At 65.0% G+C, this 18,721-nt stretch carries 19 protein-coding genes; 2 read left to right on the top strand and 17 right to left on the bottom strand.

Going from position 1 to position 18,721, the window contains the following annotated elements; translation table 11 throughout:
* Positions 1-147: 147 nt before the first annotated feature.
* Positions 148-1,551: an aspartate ammonia-lyase gene (gene aspA, locus VI26_RS05165; RefSeq protein ID WP_048408671.1), complete on the bottom strand. Its 1,404-nt coding sequence runs from the start codon at positions 1,549-1,551 to the stop codon at positions 148-150.
* A gap of 186 nt (positions 1,552-1,737) precedes the next feature.
* The gene (locus tag VI26_RS05160) at positions 1,738-2,649 is read right to left on the bottom strand and encodes a LysR family transcriptional regulator (RefSeq protein WP_048408670.1); all 912 of its coding nucleotides are present in this window, start codon (positions 2,647-2,649) and stop codon (positions 1,738-1,740) included.
* Positions 2,650-2,756: 107 nt separating this feature from the next.
* Between VI26_RS05160 and VI26_RS05155 the strand changes: the two genes are divergently transcribed.
* On the top strand, positions 2,757-3,935 hold the full coding sequence (locus tag VI26_RS05155; RefSeq protein ID WP_231580957.1) for a diguanylate cyclase: 1,179 nt from the start codon (positions 2,757-2,759) through the stop codon (positions 3,933-3,935).
* 45 nt (positions 3,936-3,980) lie between these two features.
* Complete coding sequence (locus VI26_RS05150) at positions 3,981-4,544, top strand: hypothetical protein (protein WP_048408669.1); 564 nt, start codon at positions 3,981-3,983, stop codon at positions 4,542-4,544.
* A 7-nt stretch (positions 4,545-4,551) separates the two neighbouring features.
* Here VI26_RS05150 and VI26_RS05145 read toward each other — a convergent pair whose 3' ends face one another.
* The 15 genes from VI26_RS05145 to VI26_RS05070 all read right to left on the bottom strand — a co-directional run bounded on the left by VI26_RS05145 (position 4,552) and on the right by VI26_RS05070 (position 18,721).
* Positions 4,552-6,435 (bottom strand): nucleoside-diphosphate sugar epimerase/dehydratase, encoded by a 1,884-nt coding sequence (locus tag VI26_RS05145; RefSeq protein ID WP_048408668.1) that lies wholly within the window; start codon positions 6,433-6,435, stop codon positions 4,552-4,554.
* A 2-nt stretch (positions 6,436-6,437) separates the two neighbouring features.
* Positions 6,438-6,905 (bottom strand): GNAT family N-acetyltransferase, encoded by a 468-nt coding sequence (locus VI26_RS05140; RefSeq protein ID WP_048408667.1) that lies wholly within the window; start codon positions 6,903-6,905, stop codon positions 6,438-6,440.
* On the bottom strand, positions 6,902-7,570 hold the full coding sequence (locus tag VI26_RS05135) for a sugar transferase (protein WP_082150895.1): 669 nt from the start codon (positions 7,568-7,570) through the stop codon (positions 6,902-6,904). The genes VI26_RS05140 and VI26_RS05135 overlap by 4 nt, the downstream gene beginning before the upstream one ends.
* Positions 7,567-8,730, bottom strand: a complete 1,164-nt coding sequence (locus tag VI26_RS05130; protein WP_048408666.1) for a DegT/DnrJ/EryC1/StrS aminotransferase family protein — start codon at positions 8,728-8,730, stop codon at positions 7,567-7,569. The genes VI26_RS05135 and VI26_RS05130 overlap by 4 nt, the downstream gene beginning before the upstream one ends.
* A 76-nt stretch (positions 8,731-8,806) precedes the next feature.
* A complete protein-coding gene (locus VI26_RS23125; protein ID WP_156183748.1) occupies positions 8,807-9,616 on the bottom strand; it encodes a lysozyme inhibitor LprI family protein in 810 nt (269 codons plus the stop codon).
* Positions 9,617-9,687: 71 nt separating this feature from the next.
* Positions 9,688-10,917, bottom strand: coding sequence for a glycosyltransferase family 4 protein (locus tag VI26_RS05115; protein WP_048408665.1), 1,230 nt, complete (start codon positions 10,915-10,917; stop codon positions 9,688-9,690).
* A 3-nt stretch (positions 10,918-10,920) separates the two neighbouring features.
* The gene (locus VI26_RS05110) at positions 10,921-12,015 is read right to left on the bottom strand and encodes a glycosyltransferase family 4 protein (protein WP_048408664.1); all 1,095 of its coding nucleotides are present in this window, start codon (positions 12,013-12,015) and stop codon (positions 10,921-10,923) included.
* Positions 12,016-12,091: 76 nt separating this feature from the next.
* Positions 12,092-13,186 carry a glycosyltransferase family 4 protein gene (locus VI26_RS05105; protein ID WP_048408663.1) on the bottom strand — a complete coding sequence of 365 codons (1,095 nt, stop codon included), beginning with the start codon at positions 13,184-13,186 and terminating at the stop codon, positions 12,092-12,094.
* A complete protein-coding gene (locus VI26_RS05100; protein WP_048408662.1) occupies positions 13,179-13,760 on the bottom strand; it encodes an acyltransferase in 582 nt (193 codons plus the stop codon). Before VI26_RS05100 ends, VI26_RS05105 begins: the two co-directional genes overlap by 8 nt.
* Positions 13,757-15,025, bottom strand: coding sequence for a lipopolysaccharide biosynthesis protein (locus VI26_RS05095; protein WP_048408661.1), 1,269 nt, complete (start codon positions 15,023-15,025; stop codon positions 13,757-13,759). Before VI26_RS05095 ends, VI26_RS05100 begins: the two co-directional genes overlap by 4 nt.
* A 4-nt stretch (positions 15,026-15,029) precedes the next feature.
* Positions 15,030-16,127, bottom strand: a complete 1,098-nt coding sequence (locus VI26_RS05090) for a DegT/DnrJ/EryC1/StrS aminotransferase family protein (RefSeq protein WP_048408660.1) — start codon at positions 16,125-16,127, stop codon at positions 15,030-15,032.
* A 103-nt stretch (positions 16,128-16,230) separates the two neighbouring features.
* Complete coding sequence (locus VI26_RS05085) at positions 16,231-16,809, bottom strand: acyltransferase (RefSeq protein WP_048408659.1); 579 nt, start codon at positions 16,807-16,809, stop codon at positions 16,231-16,233.
* Positions 16,806-17,072, bottom strand: coding sequence for a hypothetical protein (locus VI26_RS05080; RefSeq protein WP_048408658.1), 267 nt, complete (start codon positions 17,070-17,072; stop codon positions 16,806-16,808). Before VI26_RS05080 ends, VI26_RS05085 begins: the two co-directional genes overlap by 4 nt.
* 9 nt (positions 17,073-17,081) lie before the next feature.
* The gene (locus tag VI26_RS05075) at positions 17,082-18,140 is read right to left on the bottom strand and encodes a Gfo/Idh/MocA family protein (RefSeq protein WP_048408657.1); all 1,059 of its coding nucleotides are present in this window, start codon (positions 18,138-18,140) and stop codon (positions 17,082-17,084) included.
* Positions 18,137-18,721 (bottom strand): YdcF family protein, encoded by a 585-nt coding sequence (locus VI26_RS05070; RefSeq protein ID WP_048408656.1) that lies wholly within the window; start codon positions 18,719-18,721, stop codon positions 18,137-18,139. Before VI26_RS05070 ends, VI26_RS05075 begins: the two co-directional genes overlap by 4 nt.

Here is an 18,721-nt window from a genome sequence, read left to right as displayed (position 1 = left end):
GCGCCCCCTATTGTGCAATGCACAATTTCTTATACGCGCATTGCCTCGCCGTCGCAAGCCTGGGCCGCCGGCCAAAAAAACAGGCCGCGGATAGCGGCCTGATCAAGTTGAAACGCTCACAACGATAAGTCAGACAAGGGAAATCAATTACACGGTCACCCAGCGCGGCCGGGTCAGCTCTTCCGGCTTCAGCAGCAGATCCAGTTGCTCACGGCTCAGCAAGCCTTGCTCCAGCACGATGTCGGCGACGCTGGCGCCGGTGGCGTGCGCCTGGGCCGCCACATTGGTGGCGGCGGCGTAGCCGATGATGGGATTGAGCGCGGTGACCAGGCCGATGGAGTTCTCGACGCTAGCCTGCAGGCGTTCCCGGTTGGCGGTGATGCCTTTGACGCAGTTGTCGCTCAACGTGGCGCAGGCGGCGGCCAGGTGGCCCATGCTGCGGAACAGGCTGTAGGCGATCACCGGCTCGAAGGCGTTCAATTGCAACTGCCCGGCTTCCGCCGCCATGGTGATGGTGACGTCATTGCCTATCACCTCGTAAGCCACCTGGCTCACCACTTCCGGGATCACCGGATTCACCTTGCCCGGCATGATGGAGGAGCCGGCCTGGCGCGGCGGCAGATTGATCTCACCAAAGCCGGCGCGCGGGCCGGAGGACAACAGGCGCAAATCATTGCAGCTCTTGGACAGCTTGACCGCAATGCGCTTGAGCACGCCGGAGAGCTGCACGAAGGCGCCGCAGTCCTGGGTGGCTTCGATCAGATTCGGCGCGGTCAGCAAGGTATGGCCGCTCAGCTCGGACAGGTGCAGGCAGGCGAGGCGCGCGTAATCCGGATGCGCGGTAATGCCGGTGCCGATGGCGGTGGCGCCCAGATTGATCTCCAACATCAGCGCGCTGGCTTCCACCAAGCGCTGTTCGTCTTCCTGCAGCATCACCGCATAGGTTTGAAACTCCTGGCCCAGCGTCATCGGCACCGCGTCCTGTAGCTGGGTGCGGCCCATCTTCAGGTAGTCCTTGAACTCATCCGCCTTGGCGGCGAAGGCTTCACGCAGCTCCGCCATCCGGGTCAGCAACTGGTTGGCGCCCCAGAACGCCGCCAGCCGCAGCGCGGTCGGGTAAACGTCATTGGTGCTCTGGCACAGATTGACATGTTCATTAGGGTGCAGGTACTGGTACTCGCCCTTGGCGTGCCCCATCAGTTCCAGCGCGCGGTTGGCGATGACCTCATTGGCGTTCATATTGGTGGAGGTGCCGGCTCCGCCCTGGATCGCATCCACCACGAACTGCTCATGCCAGCGCCCGGCGCGGATTTCCTCGCAGGCGGCGATGATGGCCTGGGCGATGGGCGCAGGCAGCAAGCCCAGGTCGCGGTTGGCCTGAGCGGCGGCCTGCTTGATACAGGCCAGCGCGCGGATCAAGTCGCCGTAGGCGGAGATGCGCTGGCCGGTGATAGGGAAGTTCTCGACTGCGCGCAAAGTGTGCACGCCCCAGTAAACGTCGGCGGGCACTTCACGATCGCCTAACAGATCATGTTCGATGCGGGTCGTCATGGATACGTCTCCTGATGCGGATGGCGCCACGCCGCGCGTGGCTCGAGGAGCGCACTCTATGCCAGCCCGCCGTGGCTGGCCAATTCGAAATGCCGATGGGGTCATGCAGGAAATGCATAACCTTGGCGCCCACGCGACTCAGGCCCCTCCCTGCCGCGCTCCAACACGCGGCAAGCCTGGAGCAGGCTAACCCACGCGCGGATACTGCCGCGCCAGATAGTCCCAGAACGCCTTCAGCGCCGGCCGCCTGCGCTTCTGGTCCAGATAGAGGCGGATTTCCATTTCCACCTGCCAGCCCTCGTCGCCGGCGGCGGCCAGCAGCCCTTCGAGCAGTTCGCGCCGTACCGAGCTTTCCGGCAGAAACGCCAGGCCATGCCCTTCCAGCACCATATGCTTGAGGCCTTCGGCCATGTCGGTTTCGTAATTGAGCGCCAGCCTGGCCGGCTGCGGCGCCTGCTCCAGGATCACATCGCTCATCAGCCGGAAATAGGCATTGCTGGCATAGCCGAGGAAGGGCTGCGGCCGTTCCATGCTGCCGGGCAGTTGGTGACGCGGCCGGCCATTCTCCGCGATCGAAAACGGCCGCAAGCGTTCCACTCCCAGCCGCAGGCCCAGATAGCGCGGATCGGTCAACTCCACCGGCTGCTTGGGATGGTGGTAACACATCAATAGATCGCTGCCACCCTCGACGAAGGCCAACAAGGCGTCGTGCACATTGCTGGCCTGCAGGCGGCAAGGCAGCGCGCCGTAGCCCTGCTGAACCTGGGACAGCCACTTGGGGAAGAAGGAGAAGGACAGCGTGTGCGGCACCGCGAACTCCAGCGTGCCCGCGGCCAAGGGCTGCAAGCCGCGCAGCAAGGCGCGGGTGGTGTTGAGCTGGGACAGCATGCCCACCGCCTGCTCGCGGAACAGAACGCCGGCTTCGGTCAGCCGGGTGGGATAAGTGGTGCGGTCGATCAAGTCCGCGCCCAGCCAGCTTTCCAGCGATTTGATCCGCCGCGAAAACGCCGGCTGGGTCAGGTGGCGCAATTCCGCCGCGCGGGTGAAGCTGCCGGTTTCCGCCAGCACCAGAAAGTCCTCAAGCCACCGCGTTTCCATCGCGCCGCTCCGCCAGGAAGATTCAAGAGCTGCGATAGTACCGCAAGCGGGGCCAAAGCCGTCGACCTTTGACCTGCTTCAAGCCCAAAGTCATAAACCGGGTTAGAATGAAGCAACTATCCGGCTCCACCTGCATGCATATCACTCACTTTATCTGGCAGAGGCTGCTGGGCATGGCGCCCGGCGAAATTCAGAGCGGAGACACCCTCTGGCTGCTGAGCCCGCGCCAGCACATGCCGCTGCTGGCGCAGCGGCGCGCGCTGATGCTGCTCAATCGCTGCCGGCTGTTCGCCATCCTGTTTTCGGTGCTGACTCCGGCCTGGGCGGTGATAGACCTGCTGACCCTGCCCTACCCGCTGTCCTTGCAACTGACCGCGCTGCGCTTGCTGGTCACTGCCGCCTTCATCGCGCTGGCGCTGTGGCAGCCGATGGATGGCCGCCTGCGCTCGGCCTATCGCGGCATCGCGCTATTGTTCGCCACGCCCACGCTGTTCTACATCGCCTCCCACCTGCTGCTGCGCCGCTACCATCTGGAGGGGCTATCCGCCGCCATCGGCGCCGGCTACGCCTTCCTGCCCTTCGTGCTGCTGGCCGGGCTGGCGATCTTTCCGTTGACGCTGCTGGAGAGCCTGGCCTTTGCCAGCCCGGTGCTGCTGGGCTTCATCCTGGCCGGCCTGCTGGACCTGAGCGGCGCCAACCTGCCCAGCTTCGGCGGCGAGTTCTGGCTGCTGTCCTTGCTGGCCGGCGTGTCCGCCATCGCCGGTATCAGCCAGCTGGCCTTCATCATCGTGCTGGTTCACCAGGCGATACGCGACCCTCTGACCGGGGTATTCTCGCGCCGCAGCGGCGAGGAAATGCTGGGCTTGCTGCAAATGCAGGCCCAGCGCGCGCGGCAGCCGCTGAGCCTGGCCTTCATCGATCTGGATCATTTCAAGGCGATCAACGATCGCTACGGCCACCTGGCCGGAGACCAGGTTCTGCGCCATTTCGCCGCGCTGATGCTGGCGCGGCTACGCCGCAGCGACATCCTGGTGCGCTGGGGCGGCGAGGAGTTCGTGCTCTTGATGCCCGGCGCCACTCGGGAGCAGGCGGCCCAGGTCATCGCCCGCTTGCGCGAACAAGGCCTGGGCGAGCGGCCGGACGGCAGCGGCCTGAGCGCCAGCGTCGGCGTGGCGGAACTGTGGCGCGATGACTGCGCTGACTGGTGCGCGCTGGTGGACCGCGCCGATGCTCGCATGTACCAGGCCAAGCAAGCCGGCCGTGACCGGGTGGTGTCGACCGGCTGACGCCGGCTTTACCCCGCGGCCGAGTTTGCTTATCGTTGAGCCCTGATGATCCATTCCCTCCCCCTGCCCGCCGCTGGCCGCCGCCCGCTGGCCGTCGCCATCGCGCTCAGCCTGCTCGCCCATGTCGCGTTGTTGCTGAGCCGTCCCGAAGCCGGATCTCCGCCACAGCCCGCGGACTCCGCGCTGCGCGTGCAATTGCGTGCCGCCGAGTCCGCTCCGCCGGCCCAGCGACAAGCCGCGCCGCGCCCAATGGAAGCCAAGCCGGCAAGCGCGCGTCCCGCCATCCAAGCGGCGCCCGCCACGCGCGCGCCTCGGGTCCAGCCGCAAACCGCGCCATCCGGCGCGACCCTTGTACCTCCGCCAGCGGACGACACGACAAGGCCGGCGCTGACGCTGGACGGCCTGCGCCGGCAGGTGCGGGAACAAGCCGCCGCCGCGCCGGAACAAAAGGCCGCGCCGCTGCCGGCCGATCCCGCCAAAACGAAAATGGCCCGCTCGATTGAGCGGGCCGAAAAGCCTGACTGCAAAACCCGCTATGCCGGGCTGGGCCTGTTGGCGATCCCGGTGCTGGCGGTGCAAAGCGCGCGCGAAGACGGCTGCAACTGGTGAGCCGGCCTCAGTTCTGCAGCACCACCCAGTCCTGAGTGGCGTCGGCGGCGCGAAACTCGCGCACCGCCTGTTGCAGCAAGGCAAACGCCGCCGGCGCGTCCAACCGCCGGCAAGCCTCGTCCATGTTTGCCAGCAGATCACGCATCTCCGTCTCCGACAGGCAGTACTCCTGGGCACGCATGATGCGTTCGTGATCGGTGGCCAACACGTTGTCGCCGATCAGCAACTCCTCGTACAGCTTTTCCCCAGGCCGCAGACCGGTGATGCGGATCTCGATGTCGCCGCCGGGCCGGGCCGCGTCCTTCAACTCCAGTCCGGACAAATGCACCATGCGCCGCGCCAGGTCGATGATGCGCACCGGCTGGCCCATGTCCAGCACGAACACATCGCCACCATCGCCCATCGCGCCGGCCTGGATCACCAGCTGCGCCGCTTCGGGGATGGTCATGAAGTAGCGGGTGATATCGGCATGGGTCAGCGTGATCGGCCCACCCGCCTTGATCTGCGCGCGGAACAGCGGCACCACCGAGCCGGAGCTGCCCAGCACATTGCCGAAGCGGACCATCACGAAACGGGTGGCGCTGCCGCGCGCGTGGCGGGTCTGCAGCATCAGTTCCGCCATGCGCTTGGTGGCGCCCATCACATTGGTGGGGCGCACCGCCTTGTCGGTGGAGATCAGCACGAAGGTATCGACGCCGCAATCCTCGGCCGCGCGCGCGGTGGTGTCGGTGCCGAACACATTGTTGACGATGCCGGACACCGGATTGTGCTCCACCATGGGCACATGCTTGTAGGCGGCGGCGTGGTAGACGGTGTCCACCTTGAACGCGCGCATCACCTGGACCAGCCGCTGGTAGTCGGTGACCGAACCCAGTATCGGCGTGCGCGGCAGCCCGGCGGCGGCGCCGCGGGCCAGCTCCTGATCTATCGCGTACAAGGCGTATTCCGACTGCTCGAACAACACGATGCGCGCCGGCTGGTTCTTGGCGATCTGGCGCACCAGTTCCGAGCCTATGGAGCCGCCGGCACCGGTCACCATCACCACCTTGCCGCGGATATTGCGCGCCAGCAGCTCGGGCTTGGGCGGCACCGGGTCACGACCCAGCAGGTCCTCGATTTCGACCTCTTTCAGTTCCTCCACCCGCGCTTCGCCGGACACCAGGTCCGCCATGCCGGGTAGCCGCTTGATCGGCACCCGCAGCAGTTCCAGCGCTTCCAATATCTCGCGCTGGCGGCTGCGACTGACCGAAGGCATGGCCAGCAAAATGCTCTTGGCTTCCAGGTCCTTGACCAACTGCGGCAGCTCGCGCGGCGGATGCACCGCCACGCCGCGGAAGGTGCGGCGGTGCAGCTCGGGATTATCGTCGACAAAGGCCATCGGCCGGTACTCGCGGCCGGCTTGCAGCGCCAACATCAATTGCACGCCGGCGCGGCCGGCGCCGTAGATGATCACGTGCTCGCGCGGCGCGTCCACCGCGTCGATGCGCCGCACCAGGCCGCGCAACAGGAAGCGGCTGCCGCCGATATAGGCCATGGCGAACACCCAGAAGATGATCACCGAGGTGCGCGGCATCGCCCAGATGTGCGCCATCTGTATCACCGCCTGCAATACCAGCACCGACAAGCTCACGCCGGAAAACACCGTCACGATGATCTTGTCGTCCAGGTATTTGAGCACCGCGCGGTACAGGCCCAGCTTGATGAAGATGGGAATCGCCCACAACGGTGGCACGATGAAGATCCACAGATGCGGATTGAGCTTGGGGTCCCAGTAGCCGCCGAGGCGCAGGAAAACCGCGCTCCACAAAGCCAGCGGCAGCAGCAGCGCGTCCATCAGCGCCAGCATCGCCATCTTGTTGTGGCGGGAGAAGGCCAGCAATTTTTCAAACATGGTCATTCTTTCGCGTCCGGCGGCCGTTGATACAGCGCATCCGGACAACATTCCTCATTGTCTTGGCCATCGCCCAGGCTCAGCAGCGCAAAGCCGTGCGCCTCGTAGAAACGGCGCGCGCGCTGATTGGCCTGGAACACGAATAGCCGGCAGGCCGGCGCCGGCGGCGCCAGCACTTGCTCCAGCAAGGCCCGGCCGACTCCGCCGCCGCGATGCCCGGCGCCGACATAAAGCTGGTCCAGCCATAACGCGTCGTCTTGCAGCGACGTGGCGGCGAAGCCGGCAATCTCGCCGTTCCGCTCCGCCAGCCATGCGCGGCCGGACGGCAGCAGCGCGCCGGCGAACCAGGCATGCACCGCAGCATCGGCATGCGCCAGCGGCGCGTAGCTCATCTCGCGGCGGCAGGCCAGATAAATGTCCGCCAGAGCGCCAGCGTCGGCGGCTCCGGCCAAGCGGATGGAAATCGTCATCGGCTGACGATCCGCGCCAGCGTGGCGACGATGATGCGCACATCCTCGAACAGACTGTGGCTTTCGGCGTAGCGCACGTAGTACGCCAGTTTTTCCGGCAGCACCTGCTCGATGTAGGCGCGCTCCGGATCCTCGGCCCGGCCCAGGATTTCGTTCTCGTCTATCATCTTGATCGACGCCCAGTCGGTGATGCCGGGGCGCACCGACAATACGATGTCGCGGACTTCGTCCGGGTAGTGGGCGACATACTTGGGCACCTCGGGCCGCGGGCCGACCAGGCTCATATCGCCGCACAACACATCGATCAACTGCGGCAGCTCGTCCAGCTTGGTCTTGCGCAGCAAGCGGCCGGCGCCGGTGACGCGCGCGTCGGCGCCCACGGTCAACTGGCCGTGGCACTCGGTGTCCACTTGCATGGTGCGGAATTTGTGGATGCGGAACAGCGTGCCGTTGCGCCCCACCCGCACCTGGCGGAAAAACACCGGGCCAGGGGAATCCAGCTTCACCCACAGCGCCACCGCCAATAACGGCAAGGCCAGCACCGCCAGGCCGAGGCCGGCGGCGGCGATGTCGAAGCCGCGCTTCAGCAGCCGCGAGCCGTGGCGGCTAGGCCGGCAGCAGGGTGGCAGCAGCTCGCCACCCTTTTTTTCCAACCGCTCGCTCATGCGCCCAGAATCTCGCGCACCGCGGCGATCACACGGCTCTGATCCGCGTCCGTCATCCGGGTATACAGCGGCAGCGTCACCTCGGCTTCAAACGCCGCATCGGCCACCGGGAACTGCTCGCGCGTCAGTTGATAGCCGTCGCGCCACACCGGCTGGCGATGCAGCGGAATGAAGTGCACCGAGCAACCTATGCCTTTTTCCGCCATCCGGGCGATGAAGTCGTCGCGGCTGATGCCGGCCTCGGGCTTGATGCGCACCGGGTACAGATGCCAGGCGTGATTGCTGCCCGCATCCTTGGGACGCGCCGGCAGAATCAGCGGCAGATCAGCCAGTTCGCGGTCAAAACGCTGCGCCATCGCCTCGCGCAGTTCCTGGAAGCGGCGGATCTTCTTCAATTGGTGAATGCCCATCGCCGCGGCGGTGTCCGGCATATTGTATTTGAAGCCCGGAGCAACGACTTCGTAGAACCAGGCCGGGGTCTTGGACACATAGCGGTCGAAGGCGTCGCGGCTGATGCCGTGCAGACGCATCACCTTGCAGCGCGCAATGATGTCCTTGTTCTTGGACACCACCATGCCGCCTTCGCCGGTGGTCATGGTCTTGTTGGCGTAGAAGCTGAACACGGTGACATCGGAGTCCAGCGTGCCCACCAGCTTGCCCTTGTAATAAGTGGGCAGCGCGTGGGCGGCGTCTTCGACGACCTTCAAGCCGTGCTCGCGGGCGATGGCGATAATCTCGTCCATCTCGCAGGCGAGGCCGGCGAAATGCACCGGCATGATCGCCTTGGTCTTGGCGGTGATCGCCGCGCGGATAGCATCCGGGCGGATATTGAAGGTGGCCGCGTCCACGTCCACGCACACCGGATCCGCGCCCAGGTAGCGCACCACTTCGGCGGTGGCGGTGAAGGTGTAGCTGGGCACGATGACCTCGTCGCCGGGGCCGATGCCTATCGCTTCCAACGCCAAGTGCAGGCCGGCCGTCGCCGAGTTGACCGCGATCGCCTCGACGCCGTCGCCGATGAACTGCGCGAAGTCGGCCTCGAACTGCTTGGTCTTGGGACCGGTGGTGACCCAGCCGGAGCGCAGCGCGTCGACCACTTCGTTGATTTCGTCCTCGCCGATGTCCGGCAGGGCGAAGGGCAGGAATTTTGTTTCGCTCATATCATTCTTTCCGCTATCGTAAGCACGGCGGGCCTCGCCTGCCGTCATATGAAATCTTTTAGCCCCGCCCGGCGCCTTAGCGTCGGCAATCTCCAGAATCGCCGTCATACGGCAACACTCGCGGAGCCCCCAAGCGCACGACTTTCAACAAGCGCGCCGTGTCGTTCACGTCGCTAGGCGTCAAGTCGGCGATATAACGATCCACCTGCACCGTCGCTTTACCCTTCAGTTCGCAGGTCTGTTTCTGCTTCAGCAAGGGCAAGACATTAAACATGCGCTTGGCCTGGGCGGTATTCTCAAAACAGAACCAACGACTTCTATCATCGCCTCGCTCTCGCGGAATCCGCTTCGCGGACAATTTTGTCGGCGTGAAACAAAATTGATCGCCCACCATGTCCATATCACTTGCGCCACGGGCGTAAACGTATTCCCCCTCCAGCAATACAGAGCCGGAATAGAAATATTGGCTACCTTCCACTTTCTGTTTCACCAAACCATCGGCGCAAGCCTGAGTCACGCATGCGGCTACCAGCAAGCCTAGATCCTTTTCCACTTTGCCAAAGTACTGCAGCCGCTTCTTGTAGGCATCGCGCACGCACAAGGCATCCTCGCACTTGTTGCGCACTTCCTTCAGCCAGCGCGCTTGTTCCTTGCCGTAGGGATCAAGCCGTTTGCCAGTATCGCCGTCTATGCCTTTAGTCTCATCCTGAATCGCGGTGAAACGCTTGGCCAGTTCCGAATCCAGCGACGACAGCTCTGCGTCGGCACAGATCATTTTTTCCACCTCCAGCTTGGCGTAAGCGCAGTTGAAGCCGGCGGACTGGGCTGGCAGCGTGACCAAGCCTATGCAGACGGTCACCACCGCCATCCAGGTTTTCTTCATCATATTGTTCTCTTTCTTCTTAATCGCCACATCCAGCGGAAGGCCCAAAAACGGGCTTCCTGCCTACAATTCGGTTACAGCCTCACCGCCGCCAAGAAGCGCCGCGCCAGCACCGCGTAATCATGGTGCTCCAGCACATAGGCCTGACCCGCCGCGCCCATGCGCGCGCGTTCCTCGGCCGGCGTCGCCGCCATCCGCTGCGCCGCGTCGGCAATCGCGGCCGGGTCCTCGGCGCCCACGCTGATGCCGGCGCCGGCGTCCTGCACCATATCGTTGCCGGCCTCCACCGAATGGATCACCGGCTTGGCGGCCATCAGGTAGTCGAACAGTTTATTGGGGTTGATGCCAAAGCGGTAGATGGGCAGCTTGCGCCAGCCTATGTAGAGGGCGTCGCACTCGGCGAGGAAGCCCGGCACCGCGCGCTTGGCGATGGATGGCAGGAACATCACATTGTCCAGCCCTAGCTCGGCCGCGCGCGCCGCCAAGGCCTCCTTGTCCGGACCGTCGCCGACCAGAACGAAAGTTACCGGCGCGTCCCGCATCAGCGCCGCCGCCTCCAGCAGATAATCCAGCGCATTGGCCAGGCCGTGCCCGCCGGCGTAGCCGATCAGGAAGCGCCCTTGCGCTTTCAGTTCCGCCAGCCGCATCCGGTGCTCGGTCGGCAGGGCCTCGGCCTCGCCGCGCCATTCGGCGACGTCGACGCCGTTGGGGATCACCGCGTACTTGGCCGGATCCATGCCGTGCGCCACCATATAGTCCTTAGCGCAGGGCAACATGGACACCACGGTGTCGGCCTTGCGGTAGCCGAAATCCTCGGCCCATTGCAGCAGGCGGATGAAGGGATGCTTGGGCGACATGCCGCCCACCTCCACCGGGGTCAGCGGCCACAGATCATGCACCTCGTACACCAGCCGCGCGCCGGTCTTGGCGGCAATCCACGCCGCCGGCACGGTATCCAGCGGATAGGTGGAGGAGGCGATCACCACGTCCGGCTTCCACTGCTTCAGGTAGCGGCCGGACAGCCCCATCACCCGGGCCAGGAAACTGAAGATATTGAGCACGCGGCCAAGCCCGTTGCCCTCGTAAGGGCGGGTCTTGCACCAGGTATAGCGGATGCCGTCTATGTCTTCGTCGCGGTATTTGCCATCCACTTGCGGATGGGTCTGGCGCAGATGGGAGACATCGGCGGCCAGCATATTGACTTCGTGGCCGGCCTGCGCCCATTCCCGCGCCAGATAATAGGGACGGAATTCCATGCCGTGCCGGGGACTGCCGGCATAGTGGTTGATGTAGAGAATTTTCATGATTTACAAGGTCGCGTACAGCTTGACCAGCTTGTCGGCCTCGGCCGCCCAACTATATTTGTTCAATACCGCCTGCTTGCCGGACTCGCCCAGCGCGCGCATGCGCGGCTCGTCGGCCATCAGCTCGTTGACGGCGGCGGCGATGGCGGCCGGGTCCTGTGGGTCCACCAGCAGGCCGCAGCCGGCGTCGTCCACGATCTCGCGCCACACCGGAAAATCCGACGCGATCACCGGCATGCCGGCGGCCATGTATTCGAATAGCTTGATCGGCAAGGCGTCGACGTAGTTCGGCGTCGGAAACAAGGTCACCAGGCCGATCTTGCTCTTGGCCAACACCTCGGCCACGCCCTTGCGGTCCAGCACGCCCAGGTCGTTGACCCGCGCCCAGCCCGGCCGCGCCGATACCCGGGCCTTCAGATCGCTCTCGCTCCACGGCCCGGCCAGGTTCAGCCGCGTCGCGGTGTCCGGCAAGGCCTCGACGATGGGTTCGATGCCGCGTATGCGCGAGATGCCGCCGATATAGCACAGCTCGTTGCGGCGCTGCTCCCACGGAGTGTCTCGCACCAGCTCTTCCAGGATGGGGAAATTGCACACGTCCAAGGCACGCGCGCCCAGCTTCTCGAAACGCTTGCGGATGTGCGGCGTCGAGGTCACCACCGCGTCGAAGCGGCGCGCCGCCCAGTCTTCCAGCGTCTCGAAACCGCTGGACACCAGGGGGCGCACCGCGCCGGGTATCCAGTACTTGGCCAGAATCTGGCGCGGCACGTCCTCGTGCACGTCGTAGACCACCTTGATGCCGGCCTGCTTCAGGCGCAGCGCGGCTGGGATCAGTTCCGGGTCGTGGAAGTGGACCACGTCCGGGCGCAGCTTCAGCGCCGCCTGATACACGCGCTTGACGGTGCCGGTCATCCGCGCCAGCCGGCCGCCGGTTTTGGGGCCGACGTCGTGGAAGCGCACGCCGCGGTTGATCTCTTCGCCCTGGCCGTCGGCCACGATCAGCGTCACCTCGTGCCCGGCGGTGGCCAGGCTCGCGCACTCCTTGACGAAGATGCGGATGTCGTGGCGCGGATGGGCGGAAGTGAGATGGGCAATTTTCATATTGAGGCTCTGTTTAACCGCCGCCGGCTCCGCGCGACGACATCGTTCAAGCGTCGCGAGTCCGCGGCAAAGTGTCCTAATGATCCGGGTTCAGCAATTCCCGGTACAACTGGGCGAAGCCGGCCATATTCGCCTGGTGCAGGCCCTTGTCCGCCACCAGCCGGCGATTGAGCGCGGCGACTTCGTCCAGCCGCGCGTCGTCGCCGGCCAGTTCCATCGCGCGCAGCAGTTCCTCGCCCAAGCGTCCGACATCCTCGGCGATCACCCCGTTGAGGCCGTCTATCACCCATTCGCCGTTGGCCGGCAGATTGGACAATAAGGGCAGGCAGCCATGGCCCATCGCCTCCAGCAGGCTGATGCTGGTGGCGTCCGAACGCGGCACGCTGACGAAGACCCGGGATTCGGCGTACATCCGCCCCAAGGTCGCGCTGTCGACAAAGCCGGCGAAATCCACGCGGCTCAATCCCAGCTCGGCGGCCAGGCGTTTCAGCGCCTCGGTTTCGCTGCCGCTGGCGGCCACGCTCAAACGCCAATCGCCAAAACGGCCGCTGCGCTCCACTCGCTGCCAGGCGCGCAGAATGGCGTCGATGCGGTAGAGCGGCTTGTGCAGCCGGCAGGACAACACCGTGCGGCCCTTGCCGGCGCTGGCCGCGGGCGCCGGCAACGCGTCTATGCCGTAATTGAGCAGGCGGATGCGGCAGCCCTCGCCGGCCAGCTCGCGGATTTTCGCCGCCATGTGCAGCGAATCCGAGGTGATCGCGTCGGCGGCGAGTAGATTGGCGCGCACCATCGCCCGCATCAGCCGGTTGCGCTCCGGCAGCAGCAGCACGTCGGAGCCCCAGGCAGTCAACACCGTGGGCAGGTCCAGGCTGGCCGCGGCGCGGCTGCCATGCCAGGCCACGCTATTGGCCTGGTGGATATGCAGCAGCCGCGGCCGCGTTTCGCGCAGCCAGGCGCGCAGCCGCGCCACCGTGCCCAGCGCCGCCAAGCGGAAATCCACGCGCAGGCTGCCGGCCAGCAGCGCGGCCACATCGGCCGGCGCTTCGCCGTTGCAGGCCAGGTACACTTGCTCCACATGCGGCGCGATGCCGCGCAGGAAGCGCCAGGTATGCACCGAGGCCGAGCCTATCACCGCGATGCTGGCGATCTTGTCTCTCAGCGGCTCAGCCATGCGCCCAGGCCTCGTACAAGGGCAGCAGCTCCGGATGCTCGTCCAGCCACTTGGCGTCCAGTTCGCGGGTATCGCCCACCACCCGCGCCGGGTTGCCGGACAGGATGGCGAAATCGGGATAGCTGCCGGCCGGCACATAGCTGTAAGCCGACACCATGCTGCCCTTGCCCAGCTCCACGCCCGGCATCAGCACCGAGTGCGGACCGACGAAGCTGTAGCGGCCCAGCTTGGTGGGCTTTTTCAGATAGCCGACGTGATTGTTGCTTTCCAGGTAGCGGTCGCCGTACAGGCGGATGGCCACATGGCTGGAGTGGGTCAACAGAGAAACGTAATTGGTGATCTGACAGCCTTCGCCGATATACAGGCCGCCGGAGGCGTCGATCAGATTGAAATGACCGATGTAGACGTTGTCGTCCACCATCAGCTTGTTCACATGTTCGATGCGGGTCATGTTGGACACCCGGGTGCGTTTGAGGAACACCCCGTCGCCGCGGGTGAATCCATACACCATTCTGGGCTGCACCCACGCCGACAGGCGGAAGCGGATGCGGCTGAATAGAGCGTGCCAATTCATCGGGCTGCCTTGTAAAGCCAAGAGAAATAAGCCAGGAAGTAAGCGGCCATCACCACCGACACCAGTTGGAAGGTGGCCACCGCGTCGTTCCATAGCGCGAAACCGGCCCACATCGTACCCAGAAACAGCATGGCTTGCAGCAAGGACCACAGGAAAGCCTGCCGCTGACGGTTGATCACCGGCGGCACCATGCCCAGCGGCGAGGCGACGAAGTGGAACAGGATGTAGAGCGACATCGCCTCCGCGTAGCGGCCGGCGGTGGCCCAGTTATGGCCGAACACCAGCGAGAACAGCGGCTCGCCGGCCAGCTGTATCACCAGGAAGGGCAGCAAGGCCATGCCGCCCAGGGTCAGCATCATCTTGCGCAGAATCGGGCGCAGCGGCAGGCGCTGATTGCGGGCGTCGGCCAGCTCGCGGTAGGCCACTTGCGCCACCGCCTGACCGATCAAGGCCGCCGGCAGCTTCAACACCCGCATCATCAGGCCGTAAAAGCCCACCGAGGCGGTGCCGGCCAGCATGGTCAGCGCCACCAGCGTCGCCGAATCCAGCAAGGCGGTGCTCAAGGCGTGCGGCGCGTTGATCTTGGGAAACTCGATATAGGCGCGCGCCACCTCGCGCATGCCGGCGCGGCTGAGTTCGTGACGCCAGGCGAAGCGGGCCTTGAGATCCTGCCAGGTCTGCGCCAGCAAAGAGCCGAACTGGCCGGCGAGCTGGCCCAGGATCAGACCGGCGGCGCCGGCCCCGGCCCAGCCCAAGCCGACCTGGGTGGCGGCCATGCTCAGCGACTGCAGCATGCGGCCGTTGGCATTGGCCTGGTAGCGACGGTGACGGTTGTTCCAGTTGGTCCAGGCCTGCATCAAGCCGGCCAAGGCGATGGACAAGGGCAGCAACAGCAGCCACGGCTCCAGTTCCGGCGCGCCCAGATGGCGGGCGATATGGGCATGGCCGTCGAAGGCCACCACCACGCCCACCAGCAAGGACAAGAGCAGCGCGCAGGCGATAGACAGGCCCATCAGATTGCTGGCCCGCTTCTCCTCGGCCGGCAGCACGATGGCCATCTCGTAACGGGCGGTGGCCAGCACCGCCAGCGCCGACATCCAGGAGACGTAGACCGCCTGCACTCCCACCTCGTGCGGGTTGTACAGGCGGGTGATCAAGGGCGACACCAGCAGCGGAATCACCTGCGCCACCGCCGCCCCGGTGATCAGGGTGATGATGTGGCGGATGAAGCCGCTCTTGGGCAGACGGGACAACAACACGCTCATGCGCTCAGGCCAGCGCCTGCTTGACCGCGGCGACGATGGCGTCTTGCGTCGCCTCGTCCAGGAAGGGGTGCATCGGCAGGCTCATCACGCGGCGGCCGGCGGCCTCGGACAGCGGGAAGCTGCCCTCGGGCAGGTTCAGGTGGGCGAAGGCCGGCTGCAGATGCAGCGGAATCGGGTAATGCACCGCGGTGGGCACGCCCAGTTCCTTCAGCTTGGCCTGTACCGCCTCGCGATCGTCCACCTCGATGGTGTACTGCGCGTAGACATGGCTGTTGCCCTCGGCGATCACCGGCACCCGCGCCACCTCGCGCAGCAGCGCGCTGTAGCGCGCGCCGATGCGCTCGCGCGCCGCCACTTCGTCGGCGAAGCTCGGCAGTTTGGCCAGCAGCACAGCGGCCTGTATGGTATCCAAGCGGCCGTTGAGGCCGATGATGGGGTGGTGATAGCGGCGGTCCTGGCCATGCACGCGGATCTCGCGCATTTTCTTGGCCAGCGCGTCGTCATTGGTGAAGCAGGCGCCGCCGTCGCCGTAGCAGCCCAGGGGCTTGCTCGGGAAGAAGCTGGTGCAGCCTATGGTGGACAGATTGCCGGACTTCTTGCCGCGCTGGCCGGCGCCAAAGCTCTGCGCGCCGTCCTCGATCACCGCGATGCCGTGCTTGGCGGCGATGGCGTTGATGGCGTCGAAATCGGCGCACTGGCCGTACAGGCTCACCGGCATGATGGCGCGGGTGCGCGGCGTGATCGCCGCTTCCAGCAGCGCCGGATCCAGGTTGTAGCTGATGGGATCGATGTCGACGAACACCGGCTTGGCGCCCAGCAAGGCGATCATCTCGCCAGTGGCGATGAAGGTGAACGGGGTGGTGATCACCTCGTCGCCGGGGCCGATGTCCAGAGCCATCATCGCGATCAACAACGCCTTGGTGCCGTCGCAGACGCCGATGGCGTGCTTGGCGCCGGTGTATTCCGCCAGCCCCTGCTCCACCTCCTTCACTTCCGGCCCCATGATGTACTGGCCGTGGTCCAGCACCGCGTGGATGCGGGCGTCGATATCGGCTTTCAGATGCTGGTATTGCGCTTTCAGATCAATGAACTGGATGGACATAAGAGGATCAACCCCAAATCAATTTTTGAAAGATATCGCCTATAGGGCGACACGCAGAACGACTGAGAAGCGCCCTGGGGCAAGGCCGCATCAGGGATGCTTGTCAGTCGTGCTTGAGCGGCGAGCAATGATTGCCGCCCACCTCGTAATGCTTGGCGCAGGCCGGACAGCTATGGGTGCCGATGTCGTTGGCCAGCCGTTCGCCGCAGGAACACATCCAGCCGATGCGCTTGGCCGGCGTGCCCACCATCAGCGCATAAGCCGGCACATCGCGGGTCACCACCGCGCCAGCGCCGATGAACGCGTACTCGCCTATGGTGTGGCCACACACCACGGTGGCGTTGGCGCCGATGGACGCGCCCTGCTTCACCAAGGTGCGGCGGTACTCATTCTTGCGCGCGACATGGCTGCGCGGATTGTTGACATTGGTGAACACCATGGACGGGCCGCAGAACACATCGTCCTCCAGCGTCACCGCGTCATAGATGGACACATTGTTCTGCACCTTGACGTTGTCGCCGATCAGCACGTCGTTGCCGACGAACACGTTCTGGCCGAAGGAACAGCCGGCGCCGATCTGCGCGCCGCCACAAATATGGACCCAGTGCCAGACGCGGGTGTTCTCGCCGATCTCTGCGCCTTCGTCGACGATGGCGCTGGGGTGGATGTGAACCTGGCTCATTTTTGCCGCTCCCATTTATCCAAAATTTTATCCAGGCGGCTTAGTTGTTGCTCGGAGCGCGCCATGGACCGCTCCTGGCGAGCCAATAATTTCTCGCTGCGCGACCATTGATCTTCCACGCTGCCGGATTGAGCCGCGCGGGCGTCGGACTCGCGCTCCACCTGCCGATGGCTGTTGAAAGCCGAAAACATCAGCATCAAGCCGCCACCGACCAGCCAGAACCCCAAGCCCCACAACGCGCCATCCAGAACCTTCCGCATCATGCCTTGGCCTCAATAATCCAAAGGCAGGCTGACGCGGCGGCCATCGCGCGCGGACAGATACATCGCGATCAGCAGCTCCAGCGACTTCAGCCCTTCGCGACCATCGGTCTCCGGCGTGGCTTCGCCGCGCATGGTCTTGATCACATTGTCGTAGTACAAGGGATGGCCGAAGCCGTAAACGCTGGTGGTCGCGTAGCTGGCTTGCTTGATGTCTTCGTCCATCGCGTGCGGCTCGGAAAACTCCCAGTGCTGGATCTCGTTGACCGCCATGCCGCCGACGCGCACCGAGCCCTTCTCGCCCAGGATGGTGATGCTGCCTTCCAGGTTCTTCGGGTAGGTCAGCATGGTGACGTTCATGCTGCCCAGCGCGCCGCTGCGCCATTTGACGCTGACCGTGCCGGTGTCTTCCACCTCGATATTGCGCGCCAAGGTGGCGGTGTAGGCCTGCACGCTTTCCACCGGGCCGATCAGCCAGTCCAGCAGATCGACATAGTGGCTGGCCTGGTTCATGAAGGCGCCGCCGTCGAACTCCCAGGTGCCGCGCCAGCCGGCCGCGTCGTAATACTCCTGCGGCCGGGTCCAGAACACATTGACGTTGACCATGTAGACGCGACCGAAGCGCTTCTCCTGCATCGCCCGCTTCAACAGCTGCAAGGTGGCGTTGCGACGGTTTTGCTTGACCACGAACAGATGCTTGTTGGCGCGATCGGCGGCCTTCACCATCTCCAGGCCGTCTTCCCAGCGCGTGGCCATCGGCTTTTCCGTCATCACATGGAAACCGGCTTCCGAGCAGGCGATGCTCTGACTTGGGTGCAGGCCGGAAGGCGTGGTCAAAATCACGATATCGGCGTCGGTCTGCGCCAGCAGCTCGCCCAGGCTGGCATGGCCGCGCGCGCCGGTGCGCTCCACCGCGGCTTGCAAGGCGGCCGGGTCGATGTCGCAGACGTCCACCAATTCAGCGCGCTCGGCATGCTGCTCCAGCGCGCCGAAATGATTGTTGGCGATGCGGCCGCAGCCCACCAGCGCAAAGCGGATCTTGCGATCGGTAATCGGAGGGGTAACTATCATTTGAAAGTCCAGTAACGCACTGAATACACCAGTGTCTTCACATATTCGGACAGCACCGCGCCGGCTTCGTTGACGGCCAGCGTATGGTACAGATCATTGCCGGGATAGACGAAATGCATGCCCCAGTCCACTTCCGGCCACACCTGGCGGAAAGTGGTCAAGGCGCGCGCGGAATGGTACCAGGAGGTCACCAGCAGCGCCCGCTTGGGTTGGAACGCCTGCAGCGAGACCCGGGTCTGCTCGGCGTTCTGGAAGGTATTGCGCGACACGCATTCATAAGCGATGCGCGGCGCCGGCACGCCGGCCATCACCAGCCGGTTGACGATCAGCTTGCAATCGCCCTCGCCGCTGACGAAGACCCGCGGCGCCACGCCGCGATGATACAGTTCGGCGGCGCCGATCACGCGCTGGCCGCTCTCGCCGCCCAGCACCACGATCCAGTCCGCCTTGGCCAGCGGCGCGTCCACCGGCAGCCAGTTCTTGGAATAGCGCAGCAACGGCAACGCGACGACGCCGGCCAGCAGCGCGGCCAGCCCCAGCCAGGCCAGGGCCACGCCCAAACGCGGATAGCGTCGCCACAT

The sequence above is a fragment of the Chromobacterium sp. LK1 genome, assembly GCF_001043555.1.
Taxonomy (GTDB): Bacteria; Pseudomonadota; Gammaproteobacteria; order Burkholderiales; family Chromobacteriaceae; genus Chromobacterium; species Chromobacterium aquaticum.
This window is presented reverse-complemented; position numbering and strand designations above follow the sequence as displayed.

Coding starts and splice junctions, on each gene's coding strand:
- aspA (WP_048408671.1), bottom strand. CDS start 1,551: ATGACGACCCGCATCGAACATGATCTGTTAGGCGATCGTGAAGTGCCC.
- VI26_RS05160 (WP_048408670.1), bottom strand. CDS start 2,649: ATGGAAACGCGGTGGCTTGAGGACTTTCTGGTGCTGGCGGAAACCGGC.
- VI26_RS05155 (WP_231580957.1), top strand. CDS start 2,757: ATGAAGCAACTATCCGGCTCCACCTGCATGCATATCACTCACTTTATC.
- VI26_RS05150 (WP_048408669.1), top strand. CDS start 3,981: ATGATCCATTCCCTCCCCCTGCCCGCCGCTGGCCGCCGCCCGCTGGCC.
- VI26_RS05145 (WP_048408668.1), bottom strand. CDS start 6,435: ATGTTTGAAAAATTGCTGGCCTTCTCCCGCCACAACAAGATGGCGATG.
- VI26_RS05140 (WP_048408667.1), bottom strand. CDS start 6,905: ATGACGATTTCCATCCGCTTGGCCGGAGCCGCCGACGCTGGCGCTCTG.
- VI26_RS05135 (WP_082150895.1), bottom strand. CDS start 7,570: ATGAGCGAGCGGTTGGAAAAAAAGGGTGGCGAGCTGCTGCCACCCTGC.
- VI26_RS05130 (WP_048408666.1), bottom strand. CDS start 8,730: ATGAGCGAAACAAAATTCCTGCCCTTCGCCCTGCCGGACATCGGCGAG.
- VI26_RS23125 (WP_156183748.1), bottom strand. CDS start 9,616: ATGATGAAGAAAACCTGGATGGCGGTGGTGACCGTCTGCATAGGCTTG.
- VI26_RS05115 (WP_048408665.1), bottom strand. CDS start 10,917: ATGAAAATTCTCTACATCAACCACTATGCCGGCAGTCCCCGGCACGGC.
- VI26_RS05110 (WP_048408664.1), bottom strand. CDS start 12,015: ATGAAAATTGCCCATCTCACTTCCGCCCATCCGCGCCACGACATCCGC.
- VI26_RS05105 (WP_048408663.1), bottom strand. CDS start 13,186: ATGGCTGAGCCGCTGAGAGACAAGATCGCCAGCATCGCGGTGATAGGC.
- VI26_RS05100 (WP_048408662.1), bottom strand. CDS start 13,760: ATGAATTGGCACGCTCTATTCAGCCGCATCCGCTTCCGCCTGTCGGCG.
- VI26_RS05095 (WP_048408661.1), bottom strand. CDS start 15,025: ATGAGCGTGTTGTTGTCCCGTCTGCCCAAGAGCGGCTTCATCCGCCAC.
- VI26_RS05090 (WP_048408660.1), bottom strand. CDS start 16,127: ATGTCCATCCAGTTCATTGATCTGAAAGCGCAATACCAGCATCTGAAA.
- VI26_RS05085 (WP_048408659.1), bottom strand. CDS start 16,809: ATGAGCCAGGTTCACATCCACCCCAGCGCCATCGTCGACGAAGGCGCA.
- VI26_RS05080 (WP_048408658.1), bottom strand. CDS start 17,072: ATGATGCGGAAGGTTCTGGATGGCGCGTTGTGGGGCTTGGGGTTCTGG.
- VI26_RS05075 (WP_048408657.1), bottom strand. CDS start 18,140: ATGATAGTTACCCCTCCGATTACCGATCGCAAGATCCGCTTTGCGCTG.
- VI26_RS05070 (WP_048408656.1), bottom strand. CDS start 18,721: ATGTGGCGACGCTATCCGCGTTTGGGCGTGGCCCTGGCCTGGCTGGGG.